Genomic DNA, 20,833 nt, shown 5'->3' on the forward strand with positions numbered 1-20,833 from the left:
AATTCAAATGAAAAAGGGAAATAAATTCGTTTCTAAAAACAAATAAAGATTTTTATCAAGACCTCACCCAAACAATTAAACATTTCCAGAAAACATCCAATATATAGCTTTTCATCCTAAAATGCATACTTTTCTAGTTTAAGATTAATTAGAAAAGTATATTTCATTACAACTATAAATCCATCAGAAAATTATAAATTACATTCCAATTAAAATACTGATTAATAAGCAAGAATACTATATTCTTCTCAAATTACCTATACCTATATTTTCACTATTTTATTATGATATCAACATTTATTTAAAGAGGTTTATACAAAGTGAATAAGTGGAACTTTTAGAAAGGGAAGACGTGCTTTCGTTTTCTCTTTCTAAATTCACATAATTTTCAAATATTAAAACCTAAATGTTAATGTTTGATATATAATGAAATCAACCCGTAGCTAGAGTGTTTGCTCCGATTCAAATTATGAGATAGCTTGTTTCACTTTTTTTATATTATCCACAAAAAAACTTGTAGGGGTTCCTACAAGTTTTTTACAATACTAATATGTCTGCCTCAAAAATCAAATGATTAAGAACATAATTCAATGGTAAAAACCACATTTTAAAATAAACATCCTAAAAAATTACAATAAGTTAGATCTTTCAGTTAATCTTTTATTTATTTGAATCATTTTTTCATCATCTTTCGGTTGCCTTAGCCAATATAACCATTCAGGTATTAATATTGACCTTATTCTATTATAAATAAAAATTGCATCTTGATATTCTCTACATGCACTTGCATTAATCTCAGATAAATTCCCAGTATCAAATTTGTTAATAATACTATTTCCTAATGCCTCTAATTTATTTGATTGCTTCTTCAATTCATCGGATGTTTTAAAACCATAAATTAATATAGACATCGAAGGTAATAATATTTTTATGATATATTCTTGCATTGACATATTCACAAAAAATCCAAATGCAATAGTTAAAATTAGATATAACCCAGAAACTGCAAATAATAAAATTGAAAAATTACGTTTTAATGAAATTGCCCACATCAAATTACTTCGTTGAGCTAAAATTACATTAACATAGAAGTGTTTTGAAGATAATCCCCCATACCAGTTTTTTAGTTTTTCTTCATCTCCTTTAAATTCAGATGAAAAATCCCTAATGTCCTCAGGAGAAATTTGATTACCTACAAGCACATTGTTCCATCTTATATTAAATAGGTTAATATCAAATTTTTCTTGTATCTTAGCTCCTTTTTCAATATAGCCACTTTCTAGCTTCTCGATTTGATAAGCAATTAACAACCACATGGAACCTATTACTGAGAACCAGACACCAGCATTCGATGTTCCAGTGCTCCCGCGATTAAATAAATAAATACTTATTGAGAGTATCGGAATAAATATACTAATACATATTCTTACCGCATAAAATGTTTTTGACTTGTTATAGCAATATCTCATTGCTCTCAAGAGCTCTATATTTTCTTCACTGTTTTGCTTCTCTAACACCCTTACACCATCCTAATCTTCATGTGATGGGAACTCATCACCAAAAACTTTTTTCCAACATTCTATAGCTTCTTTATGTTGTCCTAAATTCTCATACCTTATAGCCAAATCTATGTTTTCAAAGCATCCACTAGATTGGTTACTAATGGAAAACTTAGTATTATAATCCAATGTATTTAAATCCCCTTGTATCCCTTTGGGATCGTAATGACTATTGTATATAGAGGTTTTTAAGTATTCGAAAAATCCTCTTAGCTCTTGTTTCATGCCGTTCCAATAAAATTTATTTTGAAAATAATCCAAAACAATATTTTCCATTAAGTAAGAAGATATTTTTTTAGAACAGTTAGTATTCCAGTACTTTATAACACGAATAAGACCTAATACATTCCCATCAAATTTTTGGTTCGTTTCAGTCGCTCTTTCATTATCAATTCTGGGATCAGTTTTTTTCCAGTTTCCACTACCATCTGGTATAATATAATAACTTTTTCCATAAGCATTCTCTGAAGTAATAAAAGCTGGTACAATATCAAAAACCCAATCATAAGTTGAGAGCTCTAAAGTTGTTGCTTCTTGTCTTCTATGAATTTCTGCTTTTTTGTATTGTGGAATTATTGATAAACTACTCTTAATCTTTTCTATTACTCTAATTGAATTTAGTGTACCATCATCATTAACTAACTTCCTTAACTTATCTGCATCCTCCGGGACGTTTAATACTATTTTATCTGCGTATTCCGTATACGTCGTTCCTTCACCTGTAAAAACTAGCATAAGATCGATATCGTCAAGTGGACGTATTTTTGTTCTTCTTCTAAAAGATCCAAAACCAATAATTTCTTTCCCTGCATAAAGCTTCGGGAAATTTTCAACAACTTTAGGAAAATTTTTTAAATTCCCATACAACCAATCTCTACTATTTCTAGCAATTCCAGTTTGTTCGCTATCTAAGTCCACAGAATTTTTAATAAAATTATCGTATGCACTATTTGCTGTTTTTACCAATTGAAAAATCCCCTCTTCTTCATTTATTAAAACTCTCCACTAATATGTATATTGGTATATTCACATTAATTTATTGCTTTCCATTAGTTTACAACTTATTTATAAATTATGAAACTCTATTTATAGTAAGTAATAAAAAGCTTATTTGTAAGAAGAAATAAATTGTAAATCAGTAAGAACTTTCTCTATAATGCAAAAATTCTTACTATATATCCTGCGAATAATTTTTCTATATTGTACTTAATTCTTTAAATAAACATCTTGGAAATACATATTTGCTTATAAAAAGGGATAAAGATTTTGAAAAAGAAGCTTATGCTTATTTTTTGTCTGTCTATTTTATTCATATTATCTGGTTGTCAAAAAGAATACAACGGAAAATAGGTACAATGGAGCGATACTATAGAAAGCGTTAATACCGACAAACTTGAGAGGAATAATATTCCATATAAAATGAAGGGTAATAAGGTGCATATTCCATAAGATGCATTTGTAATCATGACTAATAAACTCCATATACTTTTCCTTTCCAAACATACCTCTTGTATATAACTTAATAAATCAGTTTGCATATTGTTTTTCAGATACATGTTTGAGTTCATTAATGTACAGCGCGTATTGATTTTTATAACAAGCTTGAGAGAACTATCTCTATCGACAAAGTTCCATCTAAATTGAAAGTAACTACTTTCACCATTCTTTCCCTTTTATTAAAGAGTACTAAAAAAGGGCCGTATGCCCCTATCTATACAAGTATTATTTATAAAACACATCATTAGCAGTAAAAAAACCTAAGGAAATGTAAAGAGATCTTCCCTATAATCTCATTCGACTATTAAATACAAATTATGTCTCAATTCAGTATCAAATGCTATCTCACTCATTAACGTATTTCCCTATCACGGTTGCTGGGACCATTCGACTCATTTCACTATATTTTCAACAACAATTCTTCGTTACTAAAAATGTAAATATCACCGTCCTCTGAGATTTTAATCGCAATTCCTAAATTTGAGGCATATCTAGCAGCCTTTGTTCCTGTACCAAATGTATCTTTATATACCACATTGTTAGGCATTTCAATAATCTCTCCGAAACTCACTATATTCATATGGCCATCAATTACCATTGCACCATCAACTACTGAAATAGTTTCTAATAAAAATTTATCTATCTCTGTAACACTCAAATGCCTTTTATTATCTCTAATAACATTTAAAAAGTCTCTGTCTAAATTATTTTTCTTAAATTTATTCTTTACCAAAAATTCTTCAGCATCACTATATGTTAGATTAGTGTTATGTTCATTTTGAAGTACAATAATAAAAATTGAACTACTTCCTTTTTTCGATAACATTTCAATAACGTTTACTAATTTTATTATAGAAGCTGTCATTTTCAAATGAAGCTCTTTGTAACAATCGGCCCCTAAAGAATACAATAAATCTAGCGTTTTCGTAAATAAAATCCTCATTAATGAAGCCAACATTAAACCATAATGTTTCAATTTCCAATCCCCATTGTCATAACTAAGAAAAAATTCTTTATTAAGGAATACATCCATTTTTTTGTCTGAAAGTGAAAAATAAATATAGTTTAGACGTTCTTGAGTTCTTAATCCCTTAGTATAAGCTATCAAAAATTCTTCTGATTTACGCATTTCATTTTTTAGGTCCTCATTTAACTCATGTCCCTTTCTTGTTTTTTTGAAATCATCAGTTAAATTCAAAAATGTTTTTCTCTTCATCTCATTTATTGTCCAGTTATTAAACTGCGATTTGATTATATCTGACAAGCTTTTCCCTTCATTTTTTTTTCTTATCATTGCAAACACTTCAAAGTTTTTATTAACTGACACTACTAACGATTTGTTATCTATTAGTCTTAGAAAGGGTTTTTCATCCAGAAAGAATTGTTGAATAGGCTTTCTATTCTCAATAGTTTTGATTTCCACATTTAAATTCTTTATTTCTTCAATTGTTAATTCTTCATCGAGACAATATATTACTCCAATATTCACCGAATTTCCTTCATAAGTTTTAGTTCCAATATTTTTCAATGAATTTATATTTTCCCAAAACTTATACTGCTGTGTGGGACTTAGACTAAGATATTTTTTATCAATTAATATGAGGGATAATTCTCTTTGAATATTTTGCAGTATATTTCCATTAAGCATACCTGTATCACCGACTGATTTTTCTAAAATCTCTTGAACAATTTTAATTATTTCCATTGTTACTCTATTAGTTACCTGAGGTATATTTAACGATAGTTTACCTTTAAGATTGTAAAGTAAATTTTCTTCCTGCTGATTAATTGGAAATTTAATATCCAATCCAGAATATTGACTTATCTTTTCCCCAAGTCCTTGAAAAAAATCCTCAATTTCTTCTACCGAGTTTTTCTCTTCAAAACTTTCCTTTTCATTTTTATCCAATATTGTCCCTCCATTATATAAATTTAATTTAATTACATTATAACCATAAAATGTAATTAACACATCATTTTAAAATATTGATTTGTACATTATTCCCGTCCCAATCTCATTTTTGGCCTTACATTAAATGTAATCGATTTTTAACTCCTTTTTTAATCAGGACTCCATATACTTCTACTTTTAATCGTATCCATGTGTTAGATTTAAAAATATTTCAAACCTTGAAAATATATCATAGGAACGTATAGCTTTTTCTATATCATTAAATTCCGCACCTATCGGTATACCGAAACCCATGCTACCGTAAGAATTTTTTCTTATTATTTTATTTTCCATAATTAATGGTGATATATAACTATCTTTACTTGTCATGCCCCCATTTTTTACATATTCAATATGATTTCCCAATTTTAATTTTTAAAATTGATTTTATCAATCTAAAATATCAACCTACATCCCTTGTTGAATAGCATCAAACATCAAAATTTTTCTTGATAACTCCATGTCAGTAAATCCCGTTAATTGATATGGTTTATCCCAAAACTTTTTATGATTTTCTTTAGCAATATGGGTAGCCACTTGACTTTGACTATTTTTGAGACTTTCTTAAAACAATCTTCTTCCAACATTTTCACTTAGATCAGTAAGCATTTTTCTTAAATAAAAAATAAAGTACCCGAAACCGTTACACCGAACATCTTAATTACAATTACAATTTCCATTTCATAGATAATGTGCATAGCATCTGTTTTAAATTGCTTATGTTCTAAGGGATGCTTAAGGGCTACATTATTATTATTATGAACATTATCAATTTCTAACCATTCATCATTATTATCGGCTTCATCAATCCAAAGTAGATAGACGAGGAAAATATACAAGAATTCTGCTTTTCATAGCCAATTCCGTATGTTTCAAATGGGTTTAAAACAAGGTTCCTTAATTCAATATATCGAATACTATATTTATTCAAATCCCATAGCGGGCTTTGAATAAGTACGGTTTCATTTAATTATTAATTAACATTTTTTTATATAAGCCGTACTCCATCAACTTTTTTTATTAATTTTCAGTCTGTGACTAAAATTATTCATCTTAAACACTTGAAATGATATTTACTATTTTTTTGTAATTTACCATTTTGATATTAGTGGCCAAATCCTTTTATTATCGTCCTCAGAAAGAGATGCAAATTTGTGAATTCCTAAATAATTAAATACCCTCTCTACTGGTTTAGTATTAGGCGGAATACTGTCTACCTGTACCGCCAGGAATTCTTGAGATGCAGATATGGTACCTTTTATTGAAATAGCTTTAGAAGTTTCAGTTAGACTCTCAAATAAATTAATTTGACTTTTTTTATTTCCAGTCCCATTCTGAAATTTCAATAACCCTGATTTCATACAATATTTAATCGTCATTTTTTTAATCCACATAAACTATCCATCCCAACACACTTTTTTATAAAAATACTTCATCACAAAATATAACAATCAAAAGTACCCGCATCTTAACTACATGCGGATACTTTTGTTACTATATTTTGCTGTAAATAAGAATCATCTTACATACTTCATATGGAAAGAGAAATGCTCATGTAAGAAAGTGGAAATAAAGAAATAGCTATGATCATAGCCCTCCATTTTTTTATAAGTTACCAGTTGACTATCTTTTTGAGCATTCTCTAAGAAAATATGCTCTTCCAATTGTTTTGGATAAAACTCGTCTTGACTACCTTGCATAATAAGAATAGGTGGAATCGTATCTTCTTTAATTAATTCTGAAGCATCCCATTGTTTCCAAGAATCTTTATCTTCACCTAAATAAGAAGTGAAAGCATTGATTCCCCACGGAACTTGACTAGGGGTTAAGATTGGCGAAAAAGCAGAAATTGCTTTGAATCTCTTAGCATTTTTCATGCCAATTACTAAAGCACCATGACCTCCCATTGAATGACCCATTATACTTTCTTCTCCTGAAAAATTAGGAATCAAAGTTGACGCAATAGCTGTTAATTCATCTACGATATACGTATACATGTGATAATGCTTTGCCCATGGATCTTGTGTTGCATTTAAATAAAAACCTGCCCCTTGTCCAAGGTCCCATCCTGTATCATCTGAAACGTGTTCTCCACGCGGTGAAGTATCTGGCATGATTACTGCAACTTGATGCTTTTCAGCCAAACGTTGGAATCCACTTTTTTGACTAAAATTATCATCTGTACAAGTTAAACCAGATAACCACCATATAAGCGGGATTTTTTTCTTTTCTTTATTTGATGGTAAGTAGATACTAAATTTCATATCACATTGCAAAACTTTTGAATAATGACTATATTTACGTTGCTCTCCTTCAAAAGAACGATGTTGTTCAATACATTTAAGACTCATTATCTCACTCTCCATATGTTAAAATCGTACGAATGGATTCACCTTTGTGTAATAAATCAAATGCCTCATTGATGTCTTTGAATTCTAAATGATGAGTAATAAACGAATCTAAATCAATATCACCCTCCATATAATCTTCAACCATTTTTGGAAGCTCAGATCTTCCCTTAACCCCACCAAAGGCTGACCCACGCCATACTCGGCCTGTTACTAATTGGAATGGACGGGTATGAATCTCTTTACCAGCACCAGCTACACCGATAATAATACTTTCACCCCAACCCTTATGACATGCTTCAAGAGCGGACTTCATTACTTCAACATTACCAATACACTCGAAGCTATAATCCACGCCTCCATCTGTCATTTCGACTATAACTTCCTGAATTGGGCGATCATAATCCGCAGGATTCACAAAATCAGTCGCTCCCATTTTTTTAGCTAGTTCCCATTTTTCGGGATTTAGATCAACTGCGATAATTCGGCTTGCTTTCGCTTGAACCAGTCCTTGAATAGCGGCTAATCCAATCGCTCCTAAACCAAATACCGCTGCCACAGCTCCTTCTTCCACTTTTGCAGTGTTGTGTACCGCACCAATACCTGTAGTCACACCACAACCTAATAAGGCAACTTTATCTAACGGAGCATTTTCGTCGATCTTCGCTAAGTTAATTTCATTCACAACTGTATATTCACTGAATGTACTAGTCCCCATGTAATGATAAAGTGGCTCTCCGTTATAAGAGAAACGAGTTGTTCCATCAGGCATTAAACCTTTACCTTGTGTTTCTCGTACTGCACTACATAGGTTTGTTTTACCAGAACGACAGAATTTACATTCTCCACATTCAGCTGTGTATAGTGGAATCACGTGATCACCAGGCTTTACTGAAGTCACTTCAGCCCCTACAGAAACAACCACACCAGCACCTTCATGACCTAGTACAGCGGGAAATATACCTTCTGGGTCATCACCTGATAAGGTAAAAGCATCTGTATGACAGACAGAGGTGTATAATATTTTTACTAATACCTCTTTTGCTTTTGGCTCTTCTACATCGATTTCTACAATTTGAAGTGGTTCTCCTGATTTAAACGCAACAGCAGCTCTACTTTTCAACTGAATCCCTACCTTCTTTTTTTATTATTTACATTACTAAGATTACACTTTATATTTTTAATTACAATACTGACAAATCCGTCACTATAAACATTTTTCGTGGTAAAAAGTCGGAAATTATGGTTATTCATTATAAGGACAAAGAATTTTTCAATGGACACGATTTAACTTTATCTGTAGATAGGAGGAAGTTGGAAAATAGCAATTATATGGATTTTGTTACACCGTTCACCTTTAAGATGAAGTGAGATACAAAAAAATTTTCTTGATATGAATCAATGCATGTTAATCCGACGATTAAGAGAGTTAGAGGAAGATAAAATAATTACTAGGTGTGTATATCCTATAGTACCTCCAAAGGTTGAGTATGAACTTAATGAAATAGGTTATTCCTAGAACCCGTAGTAACTGCCATCTGTGATTTGGAAGATAAATTTAGTGGTTTTGTAGAAAAAACAACTAATAAACCACTGGGGGAATAGCTCAAGGTATTTAAATCATTGCTACTATCTGATATTTTTGGCATATAAATTGTTCGGTCCTATATTTTTATAGTACCTATAATAGTTAGTATTCCTCTGCAAAGACCAGAAGTTTTATTTCCTAAAAAACTCTTCACATTATAAAATGTTAATTTTATTGCTTTCATTTTTTTATAAATATTATTCTGGGAATATGGACAATTTAACTATGTAGATGTCTAGAAGAAATTAGAAAATGAATGATTCGGAACACCAAACGAAAATGAGTGCCACTGAACACACTGCGCTATGGGCTTAATATATGGATGATAGCTTGGCGTGTTATATTTTTCGCTATTAAATAATACACAGAACAGCAAATTCAATAATAGTAAAACTAGTTCTACTGGATGGTTAACTAAACGAAGACCTATTAATACAACTGAAATTAGTGGAGTGTACTTAAATATTCAAAAAACAACGTTGAAAATGGTGCTTGAGTTAGGGTTTAGTCAAATTAATTGCTCTAAAGAAGTAAGAGATTATATGAGAAAAAGGATGGCTAGAACAGCCTCCAATTGTAGTTGACCGTAATGACTTGACTAAAAATTAAAATGTAGTGGCAACAAGTTTAATAAATTCAATTTGATTAACCATCCTGTGTTTAGAGGTGAAACATTTGATTATAAAAAAAAGTTCGGATAAAAACATAAAAAAAACAGATGAAAAGTCAAGCAGCAATATGCATTCAATAGAAGATTTGCTTGAAAAAGCAAAAAAATCTCATGATTTTTATCAAACGCAGCTAACGAAAACTGAGGGGTATTTACTTATATCGTATTATACTTCAATAATTGATCAGAAAAAATTAGAAGAGCATATTTTCCCGATCTTTAGAGCTCCATTTTACCAAAGCAATAATATTAAGAATATTAATGACATACAAAAAATAATCCCTATCGAAGATATTATAATAACGGATGATATTGGTTGTATTAAATCTAAATTGATGACAGGGTACGCTATCATTCAAATTACTGAAAAAGATAAATGTTGCGCTCTGGTAAATATATCTAATACAAATGCTGGAATGCGTGTTCAAAACAACGTTGAGAATGAGTATAGTGTGATTGGGCCAAGAATTGGTTTTATTGAAGATATTACAACTAATTTAAATTTGTTACGACAAACTGTTAATACGCCAGATTTAATATTTAAAGAAATTCATATTGGTACAATTTCGAACACTAAAGTAGTGGTCGCCTATATTGATGGGGTAACAAATGATGACTACGTTCAAACAATGATACAACGTTTAGAAGCTATAAATTATGATGTAGTTTTTGACTCTTCTCAGCTCCATCAGATAATAGAAGATAATTCCAATTCGCCTTTTCCTCTTCTACTCCCAACAGAGCGTATTGATAAGGCTGCATTTTCTTTAGTTAACGGTCAGGTAGTTGTATTTAATCATGGTTCGTCTTACGCGATTACCGGGCCATCCACATTACTTGATTTTTTCACATCCCCTGAAGACTACTACTTTCCCTGGGTATTAGCTTCATTTTTTCGTGTTATTCGGATATTAAGTGTATTATTCTCAATTTTTGCAACACCAATATATATTGCAGTCTTAACTTATCATTCTGAAATGATACCTAGAGTATTACTTAGCACCCTTGGGTTTTCTCGTCATAATGTTCCTTTCCCTCCAGTGTTAGAAGTGATTTTTTTGGAACTTACAATCGAACTTTTAAGAGAAGCAGGCGCAAGGTTACCAACTAAAGTTGGCCAGACTTTAGGGATAGTAGGTGGTATTGTCATTGGTCAAGCATCTGTGGAAGCTGGATTAACTAGTAATGTATTACTTATTATCGTAGCATTAGCAGCGTTAGCTTCATTTACAACACCAAATTATAAAATGTCTAATAACATTCGATTTTTAAGATTTCCGTTAATATTTTTTTCAGCTGTTTGGGGTGGATTAGGAATTGTAATAGGTATTTGTTTTATACTTACACATATTACGCGATTAGAATCATTAGGAGCACCCTATACAGTTCCGTTATACCCTTTAAGGGTTAAAGATTATTCAGATACCTTTCTTAGGCTACCATTAAATAAAACCGAAAAAAGAAAAACTTATTTACGTCCAAAGTCTATTTGGAGGTATCATCCTAATCCTGAAAGAAAAAAGAAAAATGATTTTGATGAATGAGTAGTTATTGAGGTGAATAATGAAGAAGTATTTTTTGGGAGTATTTTGTATTAATTTGTTTTTAGTTGGTTGTGTTAATCAAAGAATTATTGATCATGTCCAAATTATTCAAGTCCTAGGCTACGATTTAAAAGAAGAAAAAGTAAAAGGAACAGTTGTGTATCCAACTTTCGAAGAACAAGGAAAAAATATATTTCATACATTGAGCACTGAGGCGGAAACTTTTGATAAAGTACTTATAAATTTAAATTCTAAATCCTCCTACCCAATTGATATAGGGCAACTACGTACAATTTTATTTAGTGAAGATTTTGTTGAGGAACAAAAGATCGATGAAATTATCCAATATTTAAGTAGAGATCCTATTATAGGATCTCGGCTTCAAATGGGGATTACTGAAGGAGATGTCGAGGCAGTTATAAAATCTAGTATGTCAGAAAAGGTCTCTGCTCACTTCTACGATAAAATCAATCAGAACATTAAATATGCGGGATTACCTAAAATGAACCTTCATATATTTTTGAATGATTTTTATAGTGAAGGAAAAGATCCTTATCTACCTTTTTTATCTTAGAAGATGGGAGAGCTAAAATTGATGGAATTGCATTATTTAAAAAAGGAAAGTATATAAATCATATTAATTTGGAACAGTCCTATCTATTAAGATTATTAGATTCTCCAATCAAACACGGTAGTTATGAGACAAAAGTGGAAGATGATAATAAAGAAGGGAGAATTTTTTTAAGAAGTTTAGATTCGAAATCGAAATATAAAATCAAAAACGAAAAAAATCCTGTAATAAACATCAAGCTATCTTTAAAAATTCAGGTTAAAAAGGTTCCCAAATGGATTGATTTATCCAAGAAAGCAGATGTTCAAAAGACGGAGAAACTATTGGAGGCACACTTTAATAAACAAATTGAACAGTTGATTTCAATATTTCAAGAATACGAAGTAGACCCGATTGGGCTTGGAGAGAGACTCAAGGCTAAATCAAAAAACTGGAATTATCAACACTATTTAAGTTTTTATCCTCAGATGAACATTTCAGTTGATACAAATGTGGATATAATTCAGACAGGTTTAGATGAGTGAATGTCCCATAAGGAGGATGACTGTGAAAAACGTTGTTAATGAACGATTTATGGTATCAGATTTTTATGTCTTTTTTTTAATATTCTCTAACGTCATTGGTATTGGAATTTTGAACTTCCAGAGAGAGATAGCAAAGGATGCCGGCTATGATGCTTGGTTATCAATAATCTTAACAAGTATTAGTATACATATGGCAATTTGGTTGATATATAAGATACTAGAGGCAGTTAACAATGATATAATTTTTATTAACCAGTATTGTTTTGGAAAATGGATCGGGTGGCTATTTAATTGCCTTTTTGTTATTTATTTTTTTTCATTGGCCATAATTGTTTATAGAGTATATATTGAAGTTGTACAAGTGTGGATGTTCCCTTTAATGAATACATGGCAAATAGGATTAGTATTTCTAATCTTGATTTATTATATTGTTTCAAGTGGATTCCGCGTGATTGCAGGCATTTGTTTCTGGGGTACAGTCATCCCGCTATTGATCCTTCCCCCTCTTAATTTATTTGCAATTGATTACGCTGACATCAACAATATATTACCATTGTTTAACCATTCCTTAACAGATATATTAGGATCTTCTAAAACCATGTTTTTTCAATATCTTGGCTTTGAAGCAATACTAATGTTTTATCCTTTTCTCAAAAAACCTGAAAAATCAAAAAAATGGGCGCACCTGTGCGTATTTTTCATTACCTTACTATATCTTTATATTGCTTTTCTGACATTTTTGTACTTCAGCGAAGAATATCTTAAACATACCAATTGGCCTTCAATATCAATAATGAAAATAGCCGAGTTCCCTATAATTGAAAGGTTTGAAATTGTTGTAGTTTCAATTTGGTTCCTATTGGCTCTACCAAATATTTGTATTAAATTATGGGCTGCGTGTAGAGGTGCTAGAAAAATAACAAATATTAAACAAAGAACTTTTTTAATCCTTTTTTTGATTTTAATGTTATGTATAGGGAATCTAATCGAGAATAAAGACCAGATCCAAAGTCTTTCGCAACTATTTTCAAAAGTCGGATTATATCTTATATTTTTATACTTACCTGTACTCTATCTTCTCATTAAAATAAAAAAGAGTACCATCTAAATTGAGTTCTTTCGGTCTAATGACACAAAAGTTCGCATGGATTGAATAAAATTAATTTAGCAACTGGTATAATTATTGGTGTATGTAATCTTATAAATTGTTTAAACCTAACGGAAGACAATCAAGGAAATACAGTACTGGAAGATGGACGTATAATTTTAGATATCGAATATTCCTTAGGAGATTTGTGGTAGAGAACTATATTTGGGAAATTTCCAATAAAGAACTGTTACCCAATTTTAGGATGAAGCTTTTCCCCCTATCATCAAATAAACACTAATAGATGTAAAAAAATCTAGCGGAGGTTTAAGTTTAAAATCCCCTTAGTCATCTCGAGTCCACTCAAACAGATTATATTGGGGTAGCGTCTGGAAAATGCGGATTAATAAAAGGCATAACATATTAGTCAATATAAAATGTGTTATGCCTTTGCTTGTTCAACTAAATCACTTTTTCTTAACTTTGTTAGAAGTGCCGGAATCAATTTAGAAATGTGCTTAGCGTTGTAAATTTGAAATTTTAATAGTGGTACCCCTAATTTGACTGATTTTTTAATAATTCGGGGAATAAATAATGTATGATATGCATAGTTAAACGTCGGGACTCTCCTTTATATGGATAGATGTGCATATACATGGATGGATTAAAGTTCGCTTCAATAATTCCGTAAGCATTTTTATTAGTAGCAGGAACTTCGGTATTTTCAATAATTAAATCGATACCACAAATTTCAACTCCAAGTGCGGATACTGCATCCACTGCTATTTTTTTATAATCATCAGGAATGTGATCTGTCACATCAATCGAGTCTCCACCTGTACTAATATTAGAGTTTTCACGTAAATAGACGATTTCATCATTCTCTGGAATTGAATCCGTTCCATATCCTTGAGCTTTAAGCATAAGGTTCTCCAATTCACCTAACTGTATAGTTTCTAAAGGTGTCCTATGGTCTCTTCCTCTTAGCGTGTCGCGATTCTTTTGCACGACTAACTCTTCGATTGTATGTTTGCCGTCACCTTTAACATTCGCAGGAATTCTTAATAAAACAGCATAAACTCGATTATTTAATACAAAAAATCGATATTCTGTTCCATTAAGAAATTCTTCTACTAATATAGAAGAGTCTTCTTTAAATGCTAATGTAATGGCTTGTTGATAATCTTTATAACTGGCGTCTTCTTTGAAAATTGATATTCCTAATCCATAATTTGTTGTTTTCGGTTTCACAACAAAAGGTTTGGTAGCAAAGAAATCATAGGAACGTAAAGCCTGTTCAATCGTCTGAAATTCCTCACCTTTCGGCACACGGAATCCATGTTGTTGAAGAATTTTCTTTGTTACTGTTTTATTTTCCATAATTAAAGTGGATACATAATTGTCTTTACTCGTCATATTCCCATTTTTCACATATTCAACATGATCTTTTAATTTCAGCTTCAAAAATTGATCTTGTCGATCCAAGATTTCTACTTGGATCCCTTGTTGAATCGCATCAAACATTAAAATCTGAGTAGACAACTCCATGTCAGTAAATCCTGCTAATTGATAGGGCTTATCCCATGATTTTTTATAATTTTCTTTAGCAATCGACGTAGCCACTTGACCTTGACTGCTTTTTTCACTTTCTTTATAAAGTCTCCCAGCTAAAGTCTTACTTGGATCCATTAACATTTCTCTCAGTTGCACAAATAACGTCTCTGAAATAGTCAAATTTAAAGTTTCTGCTAACTGTTCCATCTCATTAATCATATTTTTAGCTTCTATTTCAAATTGTGTATGCTCTAATGGGTGCTCAAGAGCCACTATATCAGTGTAAAAGTCGCCCATTTTTACCCACTCATCACAATTTTCTCCTTCATCTTTCCATAGTAAATAAATTAAGAAAAGATGGAGAAATTCCGCTTGTTCATAGCTAAATCCATACGTTTCAAAAGGGTTTAAGTCTATATTTCTTAATTCAATGTAACTAATACCGTGATCCTCTAAATCTGAAGCATGATGTCCGCCTCTTAAACGGACAGGTGAATAAAATTCTCTTTCTGCTGACAGAAGCCCTCTTTTAACCATCAAAGAAAGATCTGATACATAGTTCTGTATACTGCTATATGACACTTGAACATCATTGGAATTGGTATAACCATATTTACTGCTTCTAATGCTTCTTACTACCTCTTTCAACGAATCTTCTTCAAAAAAATTCTTTTCACTACTAGGAGAAGATCCGTAAAAATAAGTGAATAACCATCGATGGTGTAAATAGTTTCTTGTGGCTTTTAGATACATCTCTGTTTTAAAATGCTGATAATCCTTAATCTCCGATTGCGCGTTAAATAAAGCCTGAATTAACTCATCGCCAAATTCAAAGTTAAAATGAACACCACAAAGCATTTGTTTACGACGGCCATAAGAATTCGATAAAGTTTGACGATATTGAACATTCTCAGCATTTTTCAATTTTGCAATCACAATATCTTCGTCTTTTTCTGGTAACTGTGGTGGCATGCTTAATGGCCAAAGCATTTCATTCTTACCCATAGAACGATAAGCAACATCATGTATTGCTGCTAGGTAATCAAACAGTTCCTCTAATGTCTCAGTAACAGGTGTAATTATTTCCATCTGTAATTCTGAAAAATCACGCTGAATATATGGATGATCATCTCGCAACGAAATACTTTTAGGATGATCTGTTTTAGCTAAATTTCCCGATAAATCTACTCGTTTACTTTCTTTTTCAATCCCATAACGGGCTTTTAATAAGTATGGTTTAACACGGTCATTGACTAACATTTTTTTGAAATTCAATTTAACGATACCCCCAATTAGCTTACCCATGCTTCAAATAATTTCTTATTTTATAGATAATAAACTTAAAAATATAACAACATGCAGTTATCAAAAAATACCCACATTCAATTACAATGTGGATATTTTTCGTAAAAAAGAATTATCTTAAGTACTTCATATGAAAAGCAAAATGTTCCTCTAAGAAAGTAGCAATAAAGAAATAGCTATGATCATAACCCTCTATTTTCTTGTAATTTACTACTTGATTATTTTTCTGAGCATTCTTTAGGAAAATTGTTTCATCTAATTGTTTTGGATAAAACTCATCTTGAATTCCTTGCGTAATGAGAACAGGTGGCATACCAGCTTCTTTAACCAGTTCTGACGCATCCCATTCTTTCCAAGAATCTTTGTCTTCACCTAAATAAGAGGAAAAGGCTTTTATGCCCCATGGGACTTGACTAGGGCTTACAATAGGAGAAAAGGCAGAAATCGCTTTGAATCTCGCAGCATTTTTCATGCCAATTACTAAAGCACCATGACCTCCCATTGAATGACCCATTATACTTTCTTCTCCTGAAAAATTAGGAATCAATGTTGACGCAATAGCTGTTAATTCATCTACGATATACGTATACATATGATAATGCTTTGCCCATGGATCTTGTGTTGCATTTAAATAAAAACCTGCCCCTTGTCCAAGGTCCCATCCTGCATCATCAGCAACATATTCCCCACGTGGTGAAGTATCTGGAATCATGACTGCCACTTGATATTTTTCAGCCAATCTTTGAAATCCACTTTTTTGACTGAAATTATCATCTGTACAAGTTAAACCAGATAACCACCATATAAGAGGAATTTTTTTCTCTTCTTTATTTGATGGTAAGTAGATACTAAATGTCATATCACATTGTAAGACTTCTGAATAATGGCGGTACTTACATTGTTCTCCACCGAAAGAGTGATGTTTTTCAATAAGTTTAAGACTCACTTTTTCACTCTCCATATGTTAACATTGTACGAATTGACTCACCCTTATGGAGCAAATCAAATGCCTCATTGATGTCTGTAAAGTTTAAGTGGTGTGTGATAAACGAATCGATATCGATTTTACCATCCATATAATCTTTAACCATTCCTGGAAGCTGCGTTCTACCTTTTACGCCGCCAAAAGCAGAACCACGCCATACTCGACCTGTTACTAATTGGAATGGACGAGTATGAATTTCTTTACCAGAGCCTGCTACACCGATAATCGTGCTTTCACCCCAACCTTTGTGACAACATTCAAGAGCAGACCTCATTACTTCAACATTTCCAATACACTCGAAGCTATAATCTACTCCTCCATCCGTCATTTCAACAATGACTTCTTGAATTGGTTTATCAAATTTAGAAGGGTTTACAAAATCAGTTGCGCCCATTTTTTTAGCTAATTCAAATTTATCCTCATTTAAGTCTACAGCAATAATTCGGCTTGCCTTCGCTTGAACCAGTCCTTGAATAGCGGCTAATCCAATCGCTCCTAAACCAAATACAGCTGCCACAGCCCCTTCTTCTACTTTTGCTGTGTTGTGTACCGCACCAATCCCAGTAGTCACACCGCATCCAAATAGACCAACCTTATCAAGCGGCGCCTCTTGATCAATTTTTGCCAAAGAGATTTCAGGAACGACTGTATATTCACTAAATGTACTTGTTCCCATGTAATGATAAATAGGCTCTCCATTATAAGAGAAACGAGTTGTTCCATCAGGCATTAAACCTTTACCTTGTGTTTCTCGTACTGCACTACATAGGTTTGTTTTACCAGAACGACAGAATTTACATTCTCCACATTCAGCTGTGTATAGTGGAATCACATGATCACCAGGTTTTACTGAAGTCACTTCATCACCCACTGAAACGACAACACCGGCACCTTCATGACCTAATACAGCAGGAAATACACCTTCTGGATCGTCGCCTGATAATGTAAAAGCATCTGTATGACAGACAGAAGTATATAGTATTTTTACCAATACTTCTCTTGCTTTTGGCTCTTCTACATCGATTTCTACGATTTGAAGTGGTTCTCCTGGCTTAAATGCAACAGCAGCTCTACTTTTCAATTGAATCCCTTCTTTCTTTTTTCTAATCTTTACTTTTCCCATGATTACATACTATAATTCATCGTACAATACTGACATTTTTGTCACTATAATTTTTAAATAATTATTTATGAAGGAACTTGAATAATATAAAGGGAAGTTGTAAAAAGGTGTCGATGGAACAAAATTTTGATTAATTCAATTTGACTCCAATAAAAAGACTGATGAAAGAAGGTCTAGAGCCATTAGTGACTCGAATGAAAAATTGCTTGAAAGATCTGGACTATGCACATTATTGTCTTTTAAAAAATTCGAGGATATAAAAGAGGGATTTGCGAAAAGTGAAGCTAAGGCCACCAGCTTTTATTAAAAAAATTACTTAGCGCCGTTCACAGACAAGTATGTTGACATATTTACAACGATCCAAAATTTATCAAAACGCCAACAATGGGCTTTAATAGTCGTAGAAAGGATAATTCCACTAGAAGATTCGCTGGTACGGACTGAAACTTCAATAGGACTGCTTTGACTTCATTTTTATTGGAATCAATTTTCCCCTGGAAACCCTTTACACGATGGGCAGTTTTGATTCGAGGAAGTTAGACTGTATCAGCAGCAAATATTCTTCCTATCACAATTATAATCATGAGTGAAAAAACTCGGAACTCGTCATCGTACTGCTCTCGGTTTAACTATGTTAAGTCACGCTCTAGTTCTTGTTATTTCTGAAGAGACAGGTAAACTTCCTTTTCACTAGGTAGAAAACCGTATCCGATAACTGGTTTTAGATTTAATAACTAATTAACAGAAAGTCAAAAAGCACTTTAGGCCTTTATATTGTAGACTAAGATGTTACTTCAAATCATTATATATAAAAAGACTTTATCATTTCTTGGTGAAGTCTCTTTTACGCGTCTACTAGTATGCTTCGATATAGGGTGGAAATCTGAAATAGGGATAAATCCATGAGTGAAGTATTGTTAAATAGGTATATTGTTGAAGAGATTACTCTAAATACGAATAAAAAAGATGTAAAACCTAACCTTTCTAGAAGATACAAACCGTCATAAGCTTGATATATTTAATTATGACAGTTTGTATATTAGTTTTTTGGTGAGTTCCTTTTGGTTATTCAAATTAACATTTTTGCTCCATTGCTGATGAAGAGCTCATAATATAGTAACCGATAATTAGTACCAGTATGGCTGAAGCGTAAAGAAGTGTATCAATCGGATTTTCATGGTAGACGATGATCAGACGAATCATAGCAGTAATACCAATATAAAGAAAGTATCGTAGTGGAAAGTGATAATGTCCTTGGAAGTATTTTGTAATCATGGCGATAAACTCAAAATATAAAAAGAAAATTAAAATGCGATCCAGAAGCTTGTATTGATTCTCAAAACCTTCGTTAAATATAGAAAACTGAATGAAATATATTATTTCTTTTCCAAGTAAAACAAAAAAAATAAAAGCTAATAAAATCAATGCTATATTTAAAGCAAATTGAAAAATGACGGGAACCGAAAATTTCAATTTTTTGTTTTTAATATATTGTGTCATGATAACACCTCTCTAGATTAATGGAATGTAATCAACTATAAAAATAGTTGCAGTCGCTCCCTCTTAGAACGGCTGCAAAAAAGCGAATTTTATGAACCTTGTTTTAGTTAATTGCTGATCTTTATTTAGAAGGGAACATCTTGTCCATAAAATGAGGTTACATTCAGTTTCTTTCGTTTCTTCTACAGATGTTTCACACGGATTAGTACTTGTACATAGATTCTGTACAGCGTTTTCTGCCTTGTTGACCATACATTAGAATCCTAAAATGCTGGATCAGCACGTGTCCTGATCTAAAAATAATTAGGCAAGCTACCTGTACAAAATTATAAAACAGCCGCCTATTTGATGAAAAATCAATAAACAGGCGGCTATTTATCATGCGTACCAGCAAGATTTACTTTTTACATTTCGGACTTACACTACATTAAAGTATAAATTTTTATTCATTTAATGTGCCATTTAGTTTAGCAGCATTAATAGAAATTAAATCCATTAACTCAGGTGATAGGACATCATAGGTAGGTAATCCAATGTTATTTAAATTTTTTCGGATATCGGCCATTTTTGAAGCGGGAGTACCCGTTTCGATTACCGACGAAACAAATGCAGCAAATTGGGGTGCAGACCACCCTTTATCCTCTGATAATTCTGTATGAACAAAATCCAAACCATAAAATGCATGATCTTTATTTTCTATACGACCAAATAAATGTGCTTTACATTCTTTACAAAAATGTCTTTGAATTGCTGCTGTTTTATCAACAATCTCTAACTTATGGCCGTTACTAATGACATGAACTTTGTCGCGAGGTACTACAGCTACTATAGAAAAAATGGATTCTTCTGGTTTCCAGCACTTAGAACAACCACATGCATGGTTGTGCATTGTTTGCGAATCTACCTTGACTTCTACTTTATTTGATTCACAGAGACACTTTAATGTTCCTCCTGCAAAGTCTTTTACTACTGGATAATCATTAATCCCGTTATCTAATCTTGGATGTAATTTAGTGGTAGTCATATG

General features: G+C 32.0%; 17 protein-coding genes and 2 pseudogenes. 7 read left to right on the plus strand and 12 right to left on the minus strand.

Annotated elements, in window-relative coordinates; genetic code table 11:
• Positions 1 to 629: 629 nt before the first annotated feature.
• The 7 genes and pseudogenes from KVT31_RS27870 to KVT31_RS27905 all read right to left on the minus strand — a co-directional run bounded on the left by KVT31_RS27870 (position 630) and on the right by KVT31_RS27905 (position 8,478).
• The gene (locus KVT31_RS27870; protein WP_000890773.1) at positions 630 to 1,517 is read right to left on the minus strand and encodes an S-4TM family putative pore-forming effector; all 888 of its coding nucleotides are present in this window, start codon (positions 1,515 to 1,517) and stop codon (positions 630 to 632) included.
• Between the two features lie 12 nt (positions 1,518 to 1,529).
• Positions 1,530 to 2,525 (minus strand): nucleotidyltransferase family protein, encoded by a 996-nt coding sequence (locus KVT31_RS27875; protein ID WP_000241092.1) that lies wholly within the window; start codon positions 2,523 to 2,525, stop codon positions 1,530 to 1,532.
• 931 nt (positions 2,526 to 3,456) lie between these two features.
• Positions 3,457 to 4,965: a hypothetical protein gene (locus KVT31_RS27880; RefSeq protein WP_000359990.1), complete on the minus strand. Its 1,509-nt coding sequence runs from the start codon at positions 4,963 to 4,965 to the stop codon at positions 3,457 to 3,459.
• A gap of 222 nt (positions 4,966 to 5,187) precedes the next feature.
• Positions 5,188 to 5,941, minus strand: a pseudogene (locus KVT31_RS30475) (bifunctional glutamate--cysteine ligase/glutathione synthetase); the annotation flags it as partial.
• Between the two features lie 157 nt (positions 5,942 to 6,098).
• On the minus strand, positions 6,099 to 6,401 hold the full coding sequence (locus tag KVT31_RS27895; protein ID WP_000264858.1) for a hypothetical protein: 303 nt from the start codon (positions 6,399 to 6,401) through the stop codon (positions 6,099 to 6,101).
• 123 nt (positions 6,402 to 6,524) lie between these two features.
• Positions 6,525 to 7,358, minus strand: a complete 834-nt coding sequence (fghA, locus tag KVT31_RS27900) for an S-formylglutathione hydrolase (protein WP_000053343.1) — start codon at positions 7,356 to 7,358, stop codon at positions 6,525 to 6,527.
• Between the two features lie 4 nt (positions 7,359 to 7,362).
• The gene (locus KVT31_RS27905) at positions 7,363 to 8,478 is read right to left on the minus strand and encodes an S-(hydroxymethyl)glutathione dehydrogenase/class III alcohol dehydrogenase (protein WP_000842156.1); all 1,116 of its coding nucleotides are present in this window, start codon (positions 8,476 to 8,478) and stop codon (positions 7,363 to 7,365) included.
• A gap of 119 nt (positions 8,479 to 8,597) precedes the next feature.
• Between KVT31_RS27905 and KVT31_RS27910 the strand changes: the two are divergent.
• From KVT31_RS27910 to KVT31_RS27935, 6 genes and pseudogenes are all read left to right on the plus strand, one after another.
• A pseudogene (locus KVT31_RS27910) lies at positions 8,598 to 8,960 on the plus strand (winged helix-turn-helix transcriptional regulator).
• A gap of 318 nt (positions 8,961 to 9,278) precedes the next feature.
• Positions 9,279 to 9,527, plus strand: coding sequence for a DUF3231 family protein (locus KVT31_RS30775; RefSeq protein WP_078387106.1), 249 nt, complete (start codon positions 9,279 to 9,281; stop codon positions 9,525 to 9,527).
• A gap of 154 nt (positions 9,528 to 9,681) precedes the next feature.
• Positions 9,682 to 11,157 carry a spore germination protein gene (locus KVT31_RS27920; RefSeq protein ID WP_046199532.1) on the plus strand — a complete coding sequence of 492 codons (1,476 nt, stop codon included), beginning with the start codon at positions 9,682 to 9,684 and terminating at the stop codon, positions 11,155 to 11,157.
• 19 nt (positions 11,158 to 11,176) lie between these two features.
• Complete coding sequence (locus KVT31_RS27925) at positions 11,177 to 11,731, plus strand: Ger(x)C family spore germination protein (RefSeq protein WP_224742185.1); 555 nt, start codon at positions 11,177 to 11,179, stop codon at positions 11,729 to 11,731.
• A 26-nt stretch (positions 11,732 to 11,757) separates the two neighbouring features.
• Positions 11,758 to 12,252, plus strand: a complete 495-nt coding sequence (locus tag KVT31_RS27930; RefSeq protein WP_071722027.1) for a Ger(x)C family spore germination C-terminal domain-containing protein — start codon at positions 11,758 to 11,760, stop codon at positions 12,250 to 12,252.
• Between the two features lie 16 nt (positions 12,253 to 12,268).
• The gene (locus KVT31_RS27935; protein WP_002078656.1) at positions 12,269 to 13,360 is read left to right on the plus strand and encodes a GerAB/ArcD/ProY family transporter; all 1,092 of its coding nucleotides are present in this window, start codon (positions 12,269 to 12,271) and stop codon (positions 13,358 to 13,360) included.
• Between the two features lie 534 nt (positions 13,361 to 13,894).
• Here KVT31_RS27935 and gshAB read toward each other — a convergent pair.
• From gshAB to KVT31_RS27950, 3 genes are all read right to left on the minus strand, one after another.
• Entirely contained in the window at positions 13,895 to 16,168 is a 2,274-nt protein-coding gene (gshAB, locus tag KVT31_RS27940) for a bifunctional glutamate--cysteine ligase GshA/glutathione synthetase GshB (RefSeq protein ID WP_001009634.1), read from the minus strand.
• A 142-nt stretch (positions 16,169 to 16,310) separates the two neighbouring features.
• On the minus strand, positions 16,311 to 17,144 hold the full coding sequence (fghA, locus tag KVT31_RS27945; protein WP_000053812.1) for an S-formylglutathione hydrolase: 834 nt from the start codon (positions 17,142 to 17,144) through the stop codon (positions 16,311 to 16,313).
• Between the two features lie 4 nt (positions 17,145 to 17,148).
• Positions 17,149 to 18,264 carry an S-(hydroxymethyl)glutathione dehydrogenase/class III alcohol dehydrogenase gene (locus KVT31_RS27950; RefSeq protein WP_033657046.1) on the minus strand — a complete coding sequence of 372 codons (1,116 nt, stop codon included), beginning with the start codon at positions 18,262 to 18,264 and terminating at the stop codon, positions 17,149 to 17,151.
• 673 nt (positions 18,265 to 18,937) lie between these two features.
• On the opposite strand from KVT31_RS27950, the gene KVT31_RS30805 reads away from it, so the two are divergent.
• Positions 18,938 to 19,000, plus strand: coding sequence for a hypothetical protein (locus KVT31_RS30805; protein ID WP_231691668.1), 63 nt, complete (start codon positions 18,938 to 18,940; stop codon positions 18,998 to 19,000).
• Between the two features lie 380 nt (positions 19,001 to 19,380).
• Here the strand turns inward: KVT31_RS30805 and psiE are convergent, their stop codons facing one another.
• Positions 19,381 to 19,806: a phosphate-starvation-inducible protein PsiE gene (psiE, locus tag KVT31_RS27960; RefSeq protein ID WP_000195740.1), complete on the minus strand. Its 426-nt coding sequence runs from the start codon at positions 19,804 to 19,806 to the stop codon at positions 19,381 to 19,383.
• A 442-nt stretch (positions 19,807 to 20,248) separates the two neighbouring features.
• On the minus strand, positions 20,249 to 20,830 hold the full coding sequence (gene gfa, locus KVT31_RS27965) for an S-(hydroxymethyl)glutathione synthase (protein ID WP_000214001.1): 582 nt from the start codon (positions 20,828 to 20,830) through the stop codon (positions 20,249 to 20,251).
• Between the last annotated feature and the right edge of the window lie 3 nt (positions 20,831 to 20,833).

This window comes from Bacillus sp. GbtcB14, assembly GCF_019091205.1.
Lineage (GTDB): Bacteria > Bacillota > Bacilli > Bacillales > Bacillaceae_G > Bacillus_A > Bacillus_A cereus_AG.

What these genes read in the sequence shown, in the direction of transcription:
- KVT31_RS27920 (WP_046199532.1), top strand. Translation starts at nt 9,682, where the DNA reads ATGCATTCAATAGAAGATTTGCTTGAAAAAGCAAAAAAATCTCATGAT.
- KVT31_RS27895 (WP_000264858.1), bottom strand. Translation starts at nt 6,401, where the DNA reads ATGTGGATTAAAAAAATGACGATTAAATATTGTATGAAATCAGGGTTA.
- fghA (WP_000053343.1), bottom strand. Translation starts at nt 7,358, where the DNA reads ATGAGTCTTAAATGTATTGAACAACATCGTTCTTTTGAAGGAGAGCAA.
- KVT31_RS27925 (WP_224742185.1), top strand. Translation starts at nt 11,177, where the DNA reads ATGAAGAAGTATTTTTTGGGAGTATTTTGTATTAATTTGTTTTTAGTT.
- gfa (WP_000214001.1), bottom strand. Translation starts at nt 20,830, where the DNA reads ATGACTACCACTAAATTACATCCAAGATTAGATAACGGGATTAATGAT.
- psiE (WP_000195740.1), bottom strand. Translation starts at nt 19,806, where the DNA reads ATGACACAATATATTAAAAACAAAAAATTGAAATTTTCGGTTCCCGTC.
- KVT31_RS27935 (WP_002078656.1), top strand. Translation starts at nt 12,269, where the DNA reads ATGACTGTGAAAAACGTTGTTAATGAACGATTTATGGTATCAGATTTT.